This is a genomic window from Streptomyces sp. NPDC058052, from assembly GCF_042885515.1.
Lineage (GTDB): Bacteria > Actinomycetota > Actinomycetes > Streptomycetales > Streptomycetaceae > Streptomyces.
In genome coordinates this window covers 34,693-50,370 of record NZ_JBHVRX010000035.1, presented here as the reverse complement: position 1 = coordinate 50,370, position 15,678 = coordinate 34,693, and the positions used below count along the sequence as shown (strand labels likewise).

Sequence of the window (15,678 nt, the reverse complement as noted above, 5' to 3'; positions counted from 1 at the left end):
CGCGGCCCCTGCGCCGACTCCCTTCGCCTGAACGACACTTGAGAGGCGGTGGCGGTCTCGCACGGCGAGACCGCGGGTGTGAAGCGGCTCACGGCCGGCGCTCCGCGGGGCGCCCGTACGGAATCATGATCCGGATGGACGCCCGTTTCCTCGGCATCACCGAGCTCACCGAAGTCCCGTCCGTGGCGGTCGTGGTGGATGTCATGCGCGCCTACACCGTGGCCGCCTGGGCCTTCGCCCGGGGCGCGGAGAGGATCGTCCTCGCCGCGTCGCTGGACGAGGCCCTGGCCCTCAGGACCCGCCACCCGGAGTGGGTGGCCCTCAAGGACGGGCCGCCCGCGCCCGGGTTCGACCTCGTCAACTCGCCCGGGCTGCTGCGCTCCGCCGACCTCACCGGGCGGACCGTCGTCCAGAAGACCACGGCGGGGACGGTCGGCGCCCTCGCGGTGAAGGACGCGGAACTGGTGCTGTGCGCCGGGTTCGTGGTCGCGGAGGCGACCGCCCGGGTCCTGCGGGCCCGTGCGGCCGGCGCCGTCACGTTCGTCGTCACCGGCGAGGACGGGCGGGCCGACGAGGACCTGGCCTGCGCCGAGTACGTCGCCGGCAGGGCCGCCGGGACCGGCACGGACGCCGCCGGCTTCCTCCGCCGCGCCGGCGCGTCGCGGGCCGCCGCCGAGCTGACCCAGGGGGTGCGCGAGGGGGCCCACCCCGACGACGTCGCCCTCCGCCTGGAGCTCGACCGGTTCCCGTTCGCCATGGTGGCGACCCTGGAGGACTCGCTCATGGTCCTGCGCGCGCACCCCGCGCCGGCGGGCGCGGGCGACGCCGCGAACTGACCGCCGGGCGTCGCCCCGCGCGGCCCCCACGCGCGCCCCCACACGCGCCCCCACACGCGCTCCGACGCGCGTCCCACCCCGCGTCGCGTCCCGCGTCTCGACGACCCCTTCTCGTTCATATTCATGAACCTCAATCACGTACCCGCATATTGACGTGTCTCCGACACTCCGCCTACCGTCGGCGGCGCATGCGAGAAAGCGCTTTCCCGCCCGTGTCCGAGCCGCCTCCCCCACCAGGAGACACCGATGCGCACCCCTTCCCTCGCCGTGAGCGTGGGCCTCGTCGCCGGCACCCTCGTCGCGCTGTCCGCCACCGGCGGCGCCCAGGCCGCGACGGCCCGGTACGAGGCCGAGTCCTCGCCCGCCGTCTGCACCGGAACGATCGACTCCGAATGGACCGGCTTCTCCGGCAGCGGATTCTGCAACGGCACCAACGCCGTCGGCGCGTCCGCGCAGTTCACCGTGTCGGCTCCCGCCGCCGGGACCGCGACGCTGACCGTACGGTTCGCCAACGGCACGACCGCCGCCCGCCCCGCCGACGTCGTGGTCGGCGGGACGACCGTGGCGGCGGGGGCGTCCTTCGAGTCCACCGGCACCTGGACCGGGTGGACGTCGAAGACGTTCACCGTGCCGGTCGCGGCGGGGAACAACACCGTCCGGCTCAGCCCGACGACCGCCGCCGGGCTGCCCAACGTCGACCACGTCGAGCTCGTCACCGCCGACTCCCCCGCCCCCTCCGGCCCCGCGCTCTACGTGTCGCCCGCCGGGACCGCGGGCGCCTCCGGCACCCAGGCCGACCCGACGACGCTCGCCTCCGCGATCACCCGGATCGGCGCCGGCGGCACGATCTACCTGCGCGGCGGCACGTACGCGCACGCGCAGACCGTGACCGTCGCCGCGGGCAACGACGGCACCTCCGCCGCCCGCAAGACGATCGCCGCCTACCCGGGCGAGACCCCCGTCCTCGACTTCTCCGCGATGGCCGAGTCCTCCTCCCACCGGGGCCTCGCCCTGAACGGGAACTTCTGGCACGTGAAGGGCCTGATCGTCCAGCGCGCCGGCGACAACGGCATCTACGTCGGCGGCAGCGACAACGTCATCGAGCGCACGGTCACCCGCCTCAACCGGGACACCGGTCTCCAACTGGGGCGGATCGCCTCCAGCACCCCGCGCGACCGGTGGCCGGCCCGCAACCTCATGGTGAGCGTCGAGTCGCACGACAACGCCGACACGGCCGGCGAGAACGCCGACGGCTTCGCCGCGAAGCTGACCACCGGACCGGGGAACGTCTTCCGGTACGCCGTCGCCCACCACAACATCGACGACGGCTGGGACCTCTACACCAAGCCGGACACGGGCCCGATCGACCCGGTGACGATCGAGTACTCCCTCGCGTACACCAACGGCACCCTCTCCGACGGCACGGTGAACGCCAACGGCGACCGCAACGGCTACAAGCTCGGCGGGGAGTCCATCGCGGTCGACCACGTCGTGCGGCGCAGCATCGCCTACCGCAACGGCAAGCACGGCTTCACGTACAACAGCAACCCCGGCTCGCTGAAGGTCTCGGAGAACATCTCGGTCGACAACGCGCAGCGCAACTACACCTTCGAGGCGGGCACGTCGGTCTTCCGGGGCAACACGTCCTGCCGGAGCACGAGCACCGGCACCCACGACAAGCTCGTGGGTGACGCCGACGCCACGAACCAGTTCTGGTCCGGGACGAACGGCTCCCGGTGCGCGAACCACACCGGCGCCCTCGGCTGGTCCTTCGCCGCGAACGGCTCGCTGGCCGTCGCCTTCGGGGGCAGGCCCGTCACCTGGTGACCCGCGAACCGCGCGCCCGCACCGGTTCGTTCAGGTGCGGGCGCGCAGCTCCCTGCCCAGGGCGTACGCGGCCCGCAGGTCGTCCCCGTCGTAGCCGGCGCCGGCCAGGGCGCGGAGCCCCGGCGCGGCGTTGACGGCGACGGTGTGGCGCAGGACGGAGAAGAGCGGCACGTCCGAGCCGGAGTCGCCGTAGGCCACGCAGGAGTCGCGGTCGAGGCCGAGGGCGGTACGGATGCGGTCCACGGCGGTCACCTTGTCCTCGGGGACCAGGATCCTGGCCGGGTCGGGCGCCGACCGGAAGGGCGGCGGCGGGAAGCCGGAGGCCACCACGTCGTCGACGCCGAGACCGCGCAGCCGGCCGGCGAAGAAGTCCGGCGACATGGTGACGACGACGGCCCGGTCGCCCCGCTCCCGGATGTCCGCGAGGACCTCCGGGAGTCCGCCCATCCACGGCGCTCCGTCGAAGGCGGCGGCGACGACGTCCGGGGTCAGCTCCCGCCACAGCCCGTACAGGGCGGCGGCGAAGCCCCGGGTGTCGACGGTTCCGGCCCCGAACTCGGCCTCCAGTGACCGGAGTTCGTCCAGGCAGCCGAGCCGGGCGGCGATCTCCAGACTGGCCGAGGTGTCCCTCAGCAGCGTGCCGTCCATGTCGAAGACGTGCAGCAGCCGTCCGCCCATCACCGCTCCCTCCCGCGTCCGGGGGCCAGCGTACGGCGCGGGCGCGGGACGGCGCTCCCCCCGTTCGTGCGCCGCCCTCGGGAGGGCGGCGCACGAAAGGGGAGGGGCAGGGGGTGGTCAGCTGCCGAAGCCGAGGCCGAGGCGGTCGAGGGTGCGCAGCCACAGGTCGCGGCGGCCCTCGTCGCGGTCGGCCCGGGTGAGCGAGCGCTGCGTGATGCCGATGCCGATCGATCGGACGGGCTCGGGCGGGAAGGGCAGCGGCTTGCGGCGGACGAGTTCGAGCGAGGTGCGCTCGGTGCGGGCGCCCGCCAGCAGGTCGAGCATCACTTCGGCGCCGAAGCGGGTGGCGCCGACGCCGAGGCCGGTGAAGCCGGCGGCGTAGGCGACCTTGCCGTGGTGGCTGGTGTCGAAGAAGACGCAGAACCGGGTGCTGGTGTCGATGGCCCCGCCCCAGGCGTGGCTGAAGCGGATCCCCTCCAGCTGCGGGAAGGTCGTGAAGAAGGTGCGGGCCAGGGTGGCGAAGGTCTCGGGGCGCTGGTCGCGGTCGGCGCTGACGCGGCCGGCGTAGGTGTGGACGACGTCGTAGCCGCCCCACAGGATGCGGTCGTCGGCGGAGATCCGCACGTAGGTGAAGTGGTTGGCCGGGTCGGACCAGCCCTGGCGGTTCTTCCAGCCGACGGCGGCGAGCTGGTCCGCGCTCAGGGGCTCCGTCATCAGCGCGTAGTCGTAGACGGGGACCGTGTAGAGGCGGTGGCGGCGCAGCAGCGACGGATACGCGTTGGTGGCGAGGGCGACGCGGCGGGCGGTGATCCGGCCGTAGGGGGTGCGGACGGCGACGACGGCGCCGTGCTCGTCGAGGGCGAGGCCGGGGGTGTGTTCGTGGATGCGGACGCCGAGGTCGAGGCAGGCCCGCTTGAGGCCCCAGGCGAGGCGGGCCGGGTTGACCATGGCCGTGTCGTTCTTGTTCCACAGGCCGCCGAGGAAGGTGGGCGAGTCGATCTCGGCGCGGACGGCGTCGGCGTCGAGGAGGGCGGTGTCGGCGCCGTGGCGGGCGGCGGTCTCGGCCTCCTCGGCGAGCCAGGGGACCTGGTGGGGTTCGGTGGCGACGGTGAGGGAGCCGGTCCGCTCCCAGTCGCAGTCGATGCCGTACCGCTCGATGGTGTCCTCCATGGCCTGGAGGTTCTCGCGGCCGAGGCGTTCGAGGGTGGCGATCTCGCCGGGCCAGCGGTCGAGGCCGTTGCCGAGGCCGTGGGTGAGGCTCGCCTCGCAGAAGCCGCCGTTGCGACCGGAGGCGGCGTGGCCGATCTCCTCGCCCTCGATGAGGACGACGTCGGTGGAGGGGTCGCGCTCCTTGGCGACGAGCGCGGTCCACAGGCCGGCGTAGCCGCCGCCGACGACCAGGAGGTCGCAGGTGGTGCCTCCGACGAGGGCGGGGGTGGCCCGGGGGCGGCGGGGGTCGTCGAGCCAGAACGGCGTCGGGGCGGCGTCCCGCAGCGAGGTCAGGTGGTCCATGGGGTGTCCTTCGGATCGCGGAGGAGCCCGGTCGCGGGGTTCCTTCCGAGGTGCCGCCCATGAGACCCGGCCGCGCCGAGCAAGGTCAATGGTGTTGACGTAAGGCTCGACACACCTCCCTGACCTGCGCCGGCACCTCTCAGCCCTGAGGGTCCCAGCGATCGAGGAGCCCTTCCGCGATGCGCCTGGCACCGGGGTCGTACCGCTCCGAGAGTCCGCGGAAGGCGCGTTCGGCGGCCTCGGCGGGCCACGCGTCGGGGAGGTGTCCGGCGGGCAGGTACGGGTCGCGGCGGACGAGCTCCAGCCAGTCGGTGTGCAGCAGGAGCTGGCGGCCGAGGTCGTCGCGGGCGCCGGAGGTGCCGGGCCCGTCGTCGCCCCAGCGGGCGAGGAAGGCGCGGTAGCCGTCGGCGATGGCGTCGAGGTCGAAGGCGGTACGGAGCAGGGGACCGGCCTCGGTCGGCGCGGCGGCCTGGCCGTGGAAGGCCCTGATACGGTCCCCGAGCCCGAGCTCCGCCGCGAGGGGCGCGACGTCGACGCGGCCGGGGGCCGCCCACAGGCCGCTCTGGAGCGGGCCGAAGCCGGCCCAGACGAGCCGGGAGCGCAGGTCGTGACGCTCCCGGCGCCAGGACTCGGGGAGCGAGAAGCCGACGAGGGTCCAGGTGCCGTCCCAGGCGTGGTTGACCACGCCGGTGCGCCGGACGCGCTCCTCGCCGTCGGCCAGGACCGCGGCGGCGCGGTCGGTGAGCGAGAAGTACATGCGGCGGCCGCGCCTGTGCCGGTCCAGGAGTCCCCGTCCGACCATGCGGGTCAGGGTGGAGCGGACGGCGTCCTCGCCGACGTCGGCGCGGGCCAGGGCGTCGATGACGCTGGCCGAGGAGAGCGCGGTGCCGGTGCCGAGCACGTGGATCCCGAAGAAGCTCAGCATCAGGGACTGGGGGCGGGGCGCGCCGCCCCGTTCGCCGGCGTCGGGCTCGGCTTCCGGGGTGGGCCGCGGGGCGGGTGGTGTCACGGGGACAGCGTAGGCGGGCGGGTTCTCCGGGCGGGCACCCTCGACATGAATGTTCGGCACTCTGTTGACCGCAGACGAGAAGTTGCCTAGCTTTGGCGCCGCCGGTGCGTGAGCGAGGCGGCGATCCCGCGCCCCGCCCCCGGCCTCCCCCGACTCACGGGAAGGACCCCGTCCATGACCACTCCCCAGACGAACCAGCCGCATCAGGCGAACGAGGTGAATCAGGCGAACCGGATCGACCTCACCGGCAAGGTGGCCGTCGTCACCGGCAGCGGCCGTGGTCTCGGTCTCGCCTACGCCCGCGCACTCGCCTCCGCCGGCGCCGCCGTCGTCGTCAACGACGTGGACGCGGAGGCCGCCGCCGCGGCCGTGAAGGAGATCACCGGGGCGGGCGGCCGGGCCGTCGCCGAGGTCGTGCCGGCCGGTACGACCGAGGCCGCCGAGGCGCTCGTCGCCCGCGCCGTCGACAGCTTCGGCCGGATCGACACGATGGTCACCAACGCGGGCGTGCTCCGCGACCGCGTGCTGTGGAAGATGACCGACGACGACTTCGACACCGTCGTCCAGGTGCATCTGCGCGGCACCTTCACCTGCGTCCGCGCCGCCGTGGAGCGCATGCGCGAACAGGGCGACGGCGGCCGGATCGTGGTCGCCGGCTCCCCCGCCGGACAGCGCGGCAACTTCGGCCAGACCAACTACGCGGCCGCCAAGGCCGGCATCGCCGCCATGGTCCGCACCTGGGCGATGGAGCTCGGCCGCGCCGGCATCACGGCCAACGCGGTCATCCCGGTCGCCGCCACCGCCATGACCAGGACCATCCCGGTCTTCGCCCCGCACATCGAGGCGCTGGAGCGGGACGGCACACCGCTCCCGGACAGCCTGCGCAAGGGCGAGGGGTTCGGCACCGCCGAGGATGTCGCCGGCCTCGTGGCCTTCCTCGCCTCGGACGCCTCCGCCGGAGTCACCGGCCAGTGCATCGGCGTCGGCGGCGACAAACTCGCCCTCTGGTCGCACCCGCGGGAGATCGCGGTGGCGTACGCGGACGGCGGCTGGAGCGCGGAGGCGATCGCCGCCGCCTGGCCGGTCTCGGTCGGCCGCGCCCCGGAGACCTACGGCATCCCCGCCCCGGTCCTGTGAGCGGCGCCGTGATGGACCTCGACGCGCTCGTCGCCATCGACATGCACGCCCACGCCGAGGTGTCCGCGAAGGGCGGGGCGTCGCTCTCGGCCGAGCTGGACGCCGCCGCCGGCACGTACTTCAAGGCGGAGCACCGGCACCCGACGCTCCCGGAGATCGCCGCGTACTACCGCGAGCGGTCGATGGCCTGCGTGGTCTTCACCGTCGACGCGGAGTCCGCCACCGGCACCGCGCCGGTGCCGAACGAGGAGATCGCCGAGGCGGCCGCCGAGAACCCGGACGTCATCATCCCCTTCGCGGGCGTCGACCCGTTCAAGGGAAGGGCGGCGGTCCGTCAGATCCGCCGGCTCGTCGAGGAGTTCGGGGTCAAGGGCTTCAAGTTCCACCCGAACCTCCAGGCGTTCCACCCGAACGACCGGATGGCCTACCCGCTGTACGAGGCCATCGAGGACGCGGGGGCGATCGCCGTCTTCCACACCGGGCAGACCGGCATCGGCGCGGGAGCCCCCGGCGGCGGCGGGATCCGGCTCAAGTACGCGAACCCGATGGACGTGGACGACGTCGCCGCCGACTTCCCCGGCATGCGGATCGTCCTCGCCCACCCGTCCTTCCCCTGGCAGGACGAGGCGCTGGCGGTGGCCACCCACAAGCCGAACGTGTACATCGACCTGTCCGGCTGGTCCCCGAAGTACTTCCCGCCGCAGCTCGTCCGGTACGCCGACAGCCTGCTCCAGGACAAGGTCCTCTTCGGATCCGACTACCCGCTCCTGACGCCGGACCGCTGGCTCGCGGACTTCGCCGGGCTGCCGGTCAAGGACGAGGTGCGGCCGAAGATCCTCAAGTCGAACGCGGCCCGTCTCCTCGGCCTCACCACCACCTGAGGAGGACGCCATGCGCAACCAGGGCATCGGGTCCTGGCCGGCCCGCCGGAACCGGAGGAGTCCCCACCGCACCGCCCTCGTCCACGAGGGCCGCTCGTACGACTACGCGACGCTCCACGACCGCTCCGCCCGCCTGGCCCACGCCCTGCGGGACATGGGCGTGGCGCGCGGGGACCGGGTCGCCTTCCTGGGCCCGAACCATCCGGCGTATCTGGAGACGCTGTTCGCGGCCGGGATCCTCGGCGCGGTCTTCGTGCCGCTCAACACCCGTCTCGCCACGAGCGAGCTGGCGTACCAGCTGACCGATTCCGGCAGCGGCGTGCTGGTGCACGCCCGGCAGCCGGAGGGCAAGGTGGCCGAGCTGGCCGCGGTCACCGGGACCGTCACCCTCCTCTCCGTGGAGGGCGAGGGTCCCGGACGGTCGTACGAGGAGCTGCTCGCCGCCGCGGCCGCGGAGCCGCTCGACGAGGAGGTGGGGCACGAGGACGCGTGCCTCATCATGTACACCTCGGGCACCACGGGCCGGGCGAAGGGCGCCGTCCTCACCCACGGCAACATCGTCTGGAACAGCCTCAACGTCGTCGTCGACACCGACATCACCGCCGACGAGATCGCCTTCGTCAGCGCCCCGCTCTTCCACACCGGCGCGCTCAACATGAGCTGCCTGCCGACCCTCCTCAAGGGCGGCACGGTGGTCCTGGAGTCCGCCTTCGACCCGGAGCGGGCGCTGCGCCTCATCCAGTTCCACGGTGTCACCGCGCTGTTCGGCGTGCCGACGATGTACGACGCGATGGCGGCCGCCCCCGGCTGGCGGGAGGCGGACCTGTCCCGTCTGCGGCTCCTGCTGTGCGGCGGGGCGCCCGTGCCGAGCCGGACCGCCCGGACGTACCTGGAGCGGGGGCTCGCCTTCGTCCAGGGGTACGGGATGACCGAGACCGCGCCCGGCGCGCTCGTCCTGGACCGGGCCGACTCGGCGAGCCACGCCGGTTCGGCGGGCGTGCCGCACTTCTTCACCGACGTACGGGTGTTGCGCCCGGACGGCACGGAGGCGGCGCCCGGCGAGAAGGGCGAGGTGGTGGTCTCGGGGCCGAACGTGACGCCGGGCTACTGGAACCTCCCGGAAGCGACCGCCGCGGCCTTCCGCGACGGGAGCCGCTTCCGGTCCGGGGACGTCGCCACCGTCGACGCCGACGGCTACGTCACGCTCGTCGACCGCCTCAAGGACATGATCATCTCGGGCGGGGAGAACATCTATCCCGCCGAGGTCGAGGACGCCCTCCTCCGCCATCCCGACGTCGCCGAGGCCGCCGTCATCGGCGTCCCGGACACCCGCTGGGGCGAGGTAGGCCGCGCGATCGTCGTCCCCCGCGCCGGCACCGCGCCGACCGCCGCGGAGCTCCTCGCCCACCTCGGGGGCCTGCTGGCCCGCTACAAGATCCCGCGGAGCGTCGTCCTCGCCCCCGGACTGCCCCGCAACGCCACCGGAAAGCTGCTGAAGGGCCCCCTCAGGGACCGCTACGGCAGCGAACCCACCGCCTGACCCTCTGGAGAAACCACCATGTCCCTCACCGTCCACGGCATCGACGAGATCCGCGCCCGGGCCGGAGCCGACCTCGGCCACAGCGCCTGGGTCGAGATCACGCAGCCCCGGGTGAACACCTTCGCCGACGCCACCGGCGACCACCAGTGGATCCACGTCGACGAGGAGCGGGCCGCCGCCGGCCCGTTCGGCGGCACGATCGCCCACGGTTACCTCACCCTCTCCCTCCTCATCCCCATGTGGAGCGAACTGCTCCGGGTCGAGGGCGTCTCGATGGCCGTCAACTACGGCCTGAACAAGGTCCGTTTCCCCTCCCCCGTCCGCGTCGGCGCGAAGATCCGCACGCACGGCCGGATCGCCTCGGTCGAGGAGGTCCGCGGCGGCGTCGAGGTCGTCGTGGACCTCACGGTCGAGATCGACGGCGCCGAGAAGCCGGCCTGCGCGGCCCAGGCGGTCTACCGCTTCCTCGCCTGACCCTCGTCCCCCCTCAGCGGCGGTCGCCGGTGCCGGCGGCCGCCCCCTCGGCGTGCCCGGGCCCGCGGGCCGCCGGGTCCCGGGGCCGGGTACGGTTCTCCCGCGTCCGGGACGAGGGAGACGGGAACATGACGACGGCGAAGCCCGACGAGGTGGTCGGCCCGCTCGACCGGGGGCTCGCCGTGCTGCGCGCCGTGGTCGCCGGACCCGGCGGACGCCGGGGGCTCGGCGAGATCGCCCGGACGACGGGGCTCGCCCGTTCCACGGTCGACCGGATCGCCACCACGCTCACCGTCCTCGGCGTGCTGCGCGCCGAGGGGCGCGACCTGCTGCTCGCGCCCGGCGCCGCCGAGCTCGGCAACGCCTATCTGGACCACTGCGGACTGCCGTCCCTCCTCGGCCCGCGGGCAGCCGAGCTCGCCGAGCTGCTCGACGCGCCGGTGTCGCTCGCCGTCCCCGACGGGGACGGGGTCCGTTTCCTCACCCAGGCGACCCGGCGCCGGGCCATGGCGATCTCCTTCCGCCCGGGCGACCTGCTGCCGGCCGAACGCTGCGCGCCCGGCGCCCTGTTCGCCGCCGACTGGGACGAGGCCCGGTGCGCCGCGTGGCGGGGGCGGCACCGTACGGCCGCCGGGGGCGGGGGCCACCCGGACGGGACCGGCTTCGCCGCACGGGTGCTCCGGGCCCGCGAGCGGGGCGTGGCGGTCGACGACCAGCTGATCGAGCCGGGCCTGGTGGCCGTCGCCCTGCCGGTGCGGGACCCGGCGGGGGCGGTGGTGTGCGCGGTCAGCGTCGTCAGCCACACCGTCCGGCACGACGCCACGGCCCTGGAGGCGCTCGCCCTGCCGGCGCTCACGCGGACCGTCGCCGCGATGGAGGCCGCGCTCGCCACCGGAGCCGCCACCGACGGCGGCGGCGCCGGGCGGCCGGGTCCCGACGCGCCCTCCGCCGCCCCCGTCCTCAAGGACGAGCTCGGCTCCGGGTTCCTCCAGTCCCTGGCCCGGGGCCTGGACGTGCTGCGCGCCTTCGGAGCCGTCCGCGGGCCGGCCCGGCTCACCGATCTCGCCCGGCTCGCCGGACTGCCCCGGGCGACCGCCCGGCGCGCCCTGATCACCCTGCGCCACCTCGGGTACGTCCGCGAGGACGCCGGGGGGTTCGTCCTCCTCCCCCGCGTCCTCGAACTCGGCCACGCCCGGCTCTCCGCCCTCACGCTCCCCGAGATCGCCACCCCGCACCTGGTCGGGCTGGTGCGGACCGTCCGCGAGTCGGCGTCGGTGGCGGTGCTCGACGGCGACGACATCCGGTACGTGGCGCGGGTGGCGGGGAGCCGGCTCCTGCACATCGACATCGTGGTCGGCACGCGCCTGCCCGCCTACGCCACGTCCATGGGCCGGGTGCTGCTCGGGGCGCTGCCGGAGGCCGAGCGGGACGCACGGCTCGGGCGGATCGTCCCGGAGGCCCTGACCTCCCGGACCCTGACGGGGGCCGGGGAGCTGCGGGAGGCGGTGGCGGCGACCGCCGGGCGGGGGTTCGGCTGGGTGGAGGAGGAACTGGAGGAGGGCCTGCGGTCGGTCGCGGTGCCGGTCCGCGACGGCGCGGGCCGGGTGGTCGCGGCGCTCAACGTGGCGCTGCACGCGGGCCGTTCGACCCCGGAGGAGAGTCTGGCGACGCTCCTCCCGCAGCTGCGGGAGACGGCCGGCCGGATCTCGGCCGATCTCGCGTCGGTGGGCCGTCACACCCCGGTCCCGACGGCCTGACGCCGTCTCAGGGGCGCCGCTCCCGGCCCCGTTCCGCGGGTCCCCGGGCGTCCGGGTGGAGGGTCTCCAGGGCCGTCAGCATGAGTTCCAGGGCGAAGGGGTAGCCGCTGCCGCGCATGTCGGCGGCGAGGAGGGGGAAGGTCGCCGCGATGTGCGGGTGGGTGTCGGCGCCGAGGCGGCCGTAGACCTGCCCCCAGACCTCGGCGTCCGCCTCGCGCGCGGCCGGCGGCATCGCGCCGGCGGCGGCGTCCTGGGCGGCGAAGGCCAGCGCCTGGTCGACGAAGGCGTGGTAGGCGCGGACGGCCAGGGGGTCGGGGAAGCCGCCGTCCCGCAGGATGCCGAGGATCTTCTCGACCGCCCGCGTCTCGTGGGAGCGGCCGGTCGTGCGGTGCGCGGCCAGCAGGGCGGCCTGGGGCTGGGCGACGTAGGAGCCGTGGATGCGCAGGCCCATCGCGCGGAGGTCGGTCCGCCAGTCGCCGGTGGCCTCCCAGCCCTCCTGCGCCCGCCCGATGACCTCGTCGGCGATCGCGAGGAGCAGGGCGTCGGTGTTGCGGAAGTAGCGGTAGAGGGCGCTGGGGTCGGCGCCGAGGGCCGCGCCGAGCCTGCGTACGGAGAGGGCTTCGGCGCCGTGCTGGGCCACCAGGCGCAGCGCGGTGTCGATGATGAGCCGTTCGGAGAGGACGGCACCCTGCTTGGTGGGGCGGCGGCGCTGCCGGTTTCCTTCGGGTACGACGCGTGCGGACATGGCCGGGACCTTACGTCAACACCATTGACGTGTAAACGGCTCGCGGGCTTCCATGGCGCCCGTCACCCGTACGGCGACACCGGACCGCGTTCCGGCCGCCGGCCGGTGCGACCCCGTCCGACGCCCGCCGCGCCGCGCTCCCGCGCTCCGGCCGGCCCGTCGTCCGCCCCGCGCCCTCCCCGGCGCGGCCGCACGCAAGGGAGCTGGTATGCCCCAGGCCGATCTGGTCTTCACCCGAGGACCCGTCCTCACCCTGGATCCGGCGCGGAGCCGGGCCTCCTCGCTCGCCGTGACCGGCGACCGGATCACGGCCGTCGGCCACGACGAGGTGCGCGAACTGATCGGGCCCGGCACCGAGGTGGTGGACCTGACCGGCAAGCTGCTGCTGCCCGGCTTCCAGGACTCCCACATCCACGCGGTGGGCGGCGGCTGCGAGCTGGCCGAGTGCGACCTCACGGAGAGCGTCGACGTCACGGAGTACCTGGCGCGGATCCGCGCCTACGCCGAGGCCCACCCGGACCGGGAGTGGATCACCGGCGGCGGCTGGTCCATGGAGAGCTTCGAGGGCGGCATGCCGACCCGGCAGCTCCTCGACCGGGTCGTCGCGGACCGCCCCGTCCTGCTGTCGAACCGCGACCACCACGGCTCCTGGGCCAACACGCGGGCCCTGGAGCTGGCCGGGATCACCGCCGACACCCCCGATCCCGCCGACGGCCGGATCGAGCGGGAGGCCGACGGCACCCCGAACGGCATGCTCCAGGAGGGCGCGACCGGTCTGGTGTCCCGTCTGGTGCCGGACAAGACCGCGGAGGACCGGCTCGCCGGTCTGCTGCGGGCGCAGCGGCTGCTGCACTCGCTGGGCATCACCGGCTGGCAGGACGCCCTGCTGGGGTCGTTCAACGGGATGTCGGACCCGGCGGACGCCTATCTGACGGCGGCCGGGGACGGCTCGCTGACCGCCCGGGTGACCGGCGCGCTGTGGTGGGACCGCGAGCGCGGTTCCGAGCAGATCCCCGGACTGGTCGACCGGCGGAAGCAGCTGACGTCGGGACGGTTCCGCGCGACCTCGATCAAGATCATGCAGGACGGCATCGCGGAGAACTTCACGGCCGCCATGCTCACCCCGTACCTCGACGGCTGCGGCTGCGCGACCGGCAACACCGGTCTCAGCTTCGTCGACCCGGTGGCGCTGCGCGGCCACGTGGCCGAGCTCGACGCCCTCGACTTCCAGGTGCACTTCCACGCGCTCGGCGACCGTGCCGTGCGGGAGGCGCTGGACGCGGTCGAGGCGGCGATCGAGGCCAACGGGCGGCGCGGCAACCGCCACCACCTGGCCCACCTCCAGGTCGTCCACCCTGACGACCTGCACCGCTTCGCCGCGCTCGGCGCCCTCGCCAACATCCAGCCGCTGTGGGCGGCGCACGAGCCGCAGATGGACACCCTGACGATCCCGTTCCTCGGGCCGGAGCGGGCGGCCTGGCAGTACCCGTTCGGCTCGCTGCTGCGGGCCGGGGCGACCCTGGTGGCGGGCAGCGACTGGCCGGTCTCCAGCCCGAACCCGCTCGAAGGCGTCCACGTCGCCGTGAACCGGCGCGACCCGGCGGCCGAGGACGACCGGGTGTTCTACCCGGAGGAGCGCATCGACCTGCTCTCCGCGCTCACCGCGTACACCGCCGGCGCGGCCCATGTGAACGGCCACGACGACGCGGGCAGCCTGCTCCCGGGCCACCTCGCCGACCTCGTCGTCCTCGACCGGGACATCACGGCCGCGCCGGCCGACGAGATCGCCGAGGCCCGGGTGGAGCGCACGTACGTCGGCGGCGAACTGGTCTACGGGGCTTGACCGGCGGCCCCGTACGGCTCCGGCGGTGCTCCGCCCGACGGGCCGGGTCCGGGCCGCAGCGACGAGGCCCGGACGTCGAGCCTGACCGGCACGAGCGCCCCGCCGGTCTCCTCGTGCCCCTGCTCCAGCACGGCGACGAGGTGGGCGATCCCCGCCTCGGCGACCGCGTCGGGGCGCAGGCTCAGGGTCGTCACGGGCGGCTCGGTGTGCACGGCGGTCTCGTCCTCGCTGACACAGACGACGAGGAGGTCGCCGGGGACGTCGTAGCCGTGCCGGCGGGCCGCGCCGAGGACGAGGGGCGGGCTGGCCTCGGCGACCACCAGGAGGGCGTCGGGGCGGTCGGGCCCCGCGGCCAGGGCGGTCTCCACGGCCTGGATCACCGGCCCGTTGCCGGGCTCCGCGACCCGTACGGCCAGCTCCGGCAGTCCGTGCGCCGCGCACCACGCCCGGTGCGCCTCGTCCACCTCGCGGTGGAAGCGGGTGGTGGAGTCGGGGACGACGAGGACCGGCCGTCGGGCGCCCTGGGCGTGGACGTGGTCCAGGGCCTGTCCGACGGCGGCGGCCGCGTCGACGTCCACCCAGTGGGCGCCGGGCCGGCCCTCGACGGACCGGTCGCTGAAGACCGGGATGCGGGCGGCCAGCAGGTCCTCGACGATCCGGTCGTCGGCGACGGGGTCGGCGACGACCACGGCGTCGAGGGGCAGCGCCGCCCACTCGCTCTGGAGCGAGCCGGCGGGCAGCAGCACCACCGCGTAGCCGCGTGCGAGCGCGGTGGCGGCGGTGGCCCCGGTGAGGCGGGCGAAGTACGGCGACTCCAGGAAGGTCCACGGGGTGTCGGCGAGCTCGCCGACCACGTAGCCGATCAGCCGGGCCCGCCCCGCGCGCAGCTGGCGCGCGGTGGCGTTGGGCCGGTAGCCCATGCGGCGCGCGGTCTCGCGGGCCTTCTCCCGGATCTCGGGGGAGAGCCGACCGGTGCCGTTCAGGGCCGCCGAGACGGTGGTCTTCGAGAGGCCGGCCTCCCGGGCGACGTCGACGAGGCGGACGCGCGGCGCGGGCGGTGCGGCGGGGCGGGCGGCGGCGGGCCGGGCGGCGGCGGAACCGTCGTCGCGCCGGACGGCGGCGGCGTGCCGGCCCCCGGGCCCGTCCCACCGCGGGCCCGGCCCCTCGTGCCCGCCGCCCGGTCCCCCGGACCGGACGCCCGGGCCGTCCCGCCGGCCGCCGGTGCCGTCGTCGCGCGCGCCGGTCCCGTCACGCCCCGGGGTCGTCGCGCCCTGCTCCGGGGGTGCTCCGCCGTGCTCTGAAGCTTCGGTCATGGGCTGATGCTGCCACCCCCGTGACCATTGCAAAACCGTTCCCGCAAAGCTCGCTGGAACCCTTGTGCGGGAACGTTCCCGCATCAATACTCGCTCCATCCCCCAGCGCCCGTCACTACACCCGTA

General features: G+C 74.8%; 13 protein-coding genes. 8 read left to right on the top strand and 5 right to left on the bottom strand.

Annotated features, from left to right (window positions below; all coding sequences use genetic code 11):
• Nucleotides 1–134 precede the first annotated feature (134 nt).
• Entirely contained in the window at nt 135–836 is a 702-nt protein-coding gene (locus ACFVU3_RS33500; protein WP_390072249.1) for a 2-phosphosulfolactate phosphatase, read from the top strand.
• Between the two features lie 246 nt (nt 837–1,082).
• Entirely contained in the window at nt 1,083–2,663 is a 1,581-nt protein-coding gene (locus ACFVU3_RS33495) for a carbohydrate-binding protein (RefSeq protein ID WP_390072247.1), read from the top strand.
• A gap of 30 nt (nt 2,664–2,693) precedes the next feature.
• Here ACFVU3_RS33495 and ACFVU3_RS33490 read toward each other — a convergent pair whose 3' ends face one another.
• The 3 genes from ACFVU3_RS33490 to ACFVU3_RS33480 all read right to left on the bottom strand — a co-directional run bounded on the left by ACFVU3_RS33490 (nt 2,694) and on the right by ACFVU3_RS33480 (nt 5,862).
• Complete coding sequence (locus ACFVU3_RS33490) at nt 2,694–3,341, bottom strand: HAD family hydrolase (protein WP_390072245.1); 648 nt, start codon at nt 3,339–3,341, stop codon at nt 2,694–2,696.
• A 117-nt stretch (nt 3,342–3,458) separates the two neighbouring features.
• Complete coding sequence (locus tag ACFVU3_RS33485) at nt 3,459–4,853, bottom strand: NAD(P)/FAD-dependent oxidoreductase (RefSeq protein WP_390072243.1); 1,395 nt, start codon at nt 4,851–4,853, stop codon at nt 3,459–3,461.
• 139 nt (nt 4,854–4,992) lie between these two features.
• Nucleotides 4,993–5,862 (bottom strand): PaaX family transcriptional regulator C-terminal domain-containing protein, encoded by an 870-nt coding sequence (locus ACFVU3_RS33480; RefSeq protein ID WP_390072241.1) that lies wholly within the window; start codon nt 5,860–5,862, stop codon nt 4,993–4,995.
• A 174-nt stretch (nt 5,863–6,036) separates the two neighbouring features.
• On the opposite strand from ACFVU3_RS33480, the gene ACFVU3_RS33475 reads away from it, so the two are divergent.
• The 5 genes from ACFVU3_RS33475 to ACFVU3_RS33455 all read left to right on the top strand — a co-directional run bounded on the left by ACFVU3_RS33475 (nt 6,037) and on the right by ACFVU3_RS33455 (nt 11,651).
• Nucleotides 6,037–6,999 carry an SDR family NAD(P)-dependent oxidoreductase gene (locus ACFVU3_RS33475; protein WP_390072239.1) on the top strand — a complete coding sequence of 321 codons (963 nt, stop codon included), beginning with the start codon at nt 6,037–6,039 and terminating at the stop codon, nt 6,997–6,999.
• An 11-nt stretch (nt 7,000–7,010) separates the two neighbouring features.
• Nucleotides 7,011–7,880, top strand: a complete 870-nt coding sequence (locus ACFVU3_RS33470; RefSeq protein WP_390072296.1) for an amidohydrolase family protein — start codon at nt 7,011–7,013, stop codon at nt 7,878–7,880.
• A 10-nt stretch (nt 7,881–7,890) separates the two neighbouring features.
• Nucleotides 7,891–9,420 (top strand): long-chain fatty acid--CoA ligase, encoded by a 1,530-nt coding sequence (locus ACFVU3_RS33465; protein WP_390072237.1) that lies wholly within the window; start codon nt 7,891–7,893, stop codon nt 9,418–9,420.
• 18 nt (nt 9,421–9,438) lie between these two features.
• Nucleotides 9,439–9,894 carry a MaoC family dehydratase gene (locus tag ACFVU3_RS33460; RefSeq protein WP_390072235.1) on the top strand — a complete coding sequence of 152 codons (456 nt, stop codon included), beginning with the start codon at nt 9,439–9,441 and terminating at the stop codon, nt 9,892–9,894.
• Between the two features lie 128 nt (nt 9,895–10,022).
• The gene (locus ACFVU3_RS33455; protein ID WP_390072233.1) at nt 10,023–11,651 is read left to right on the top strand and encodes an IclR family transcriptional regulator C-terminal domain-containing protein; all 1,629 of its coding nucleotides are present in this window, start codon (nt 10,023–10,025) and stop codon (nt 11,649–11,651) included.
• 7 nt (nt 11,652–11,658) lie between these two features.
• On the opposite strand, the gene ACFVU3_RS33450 is transcribed toward ACFVU3_RS33455, so the two are convergent.
• Nucleotides 11,659–12,396 (bottom strand): helix-turn-helix domain-containing protein, encoded by a 738-nt coding sequence (locus tag ACFVU3_RS33450; protein ID WP_390072231.1) that lies wholly within the window; start codon nt 12,394–12,396, stop codon nt 11,659–11,661.
• Nucleotides 12,397–12,604: 208 nt separating this feature from the next.
• On the opposite strand from ACFVU3_RS33450, the gene ACFVU3_RS33445 reads away from it, so the two are divergent.
• On the top strand, nt 12,605–14,239 hold the full coding sequence (locus ACFVU3_RS33445) for an amidohydrolase (RefSeq protein ID WP_390072229.1): 1,635 nt from the start codon (nt 12,605–12,607) through the stop codon (nt 14,237–14,239).
• Here ACFVU3_RS33445 and ACFVU3_RS33440 read toward each other — a convergent pair.
• Nucleotides 14,227–15,552, bottom strand: a complete 1,326-nt coding sequence (locus tag ACFVU3_RS33440; protein WP_390072227.1) for a LacI family DNA-binding transcriptional regulator — start codon at nt 15,550–15,552, stop codon at nt 14,227–14,229. The genes ACFVU3_RS33445 and ACFVU3_RS33440 overlap by 13 nt on opposite strands.
• Nucleotides 15,553–15,678 lie beyond the last annotated feature (126 nt).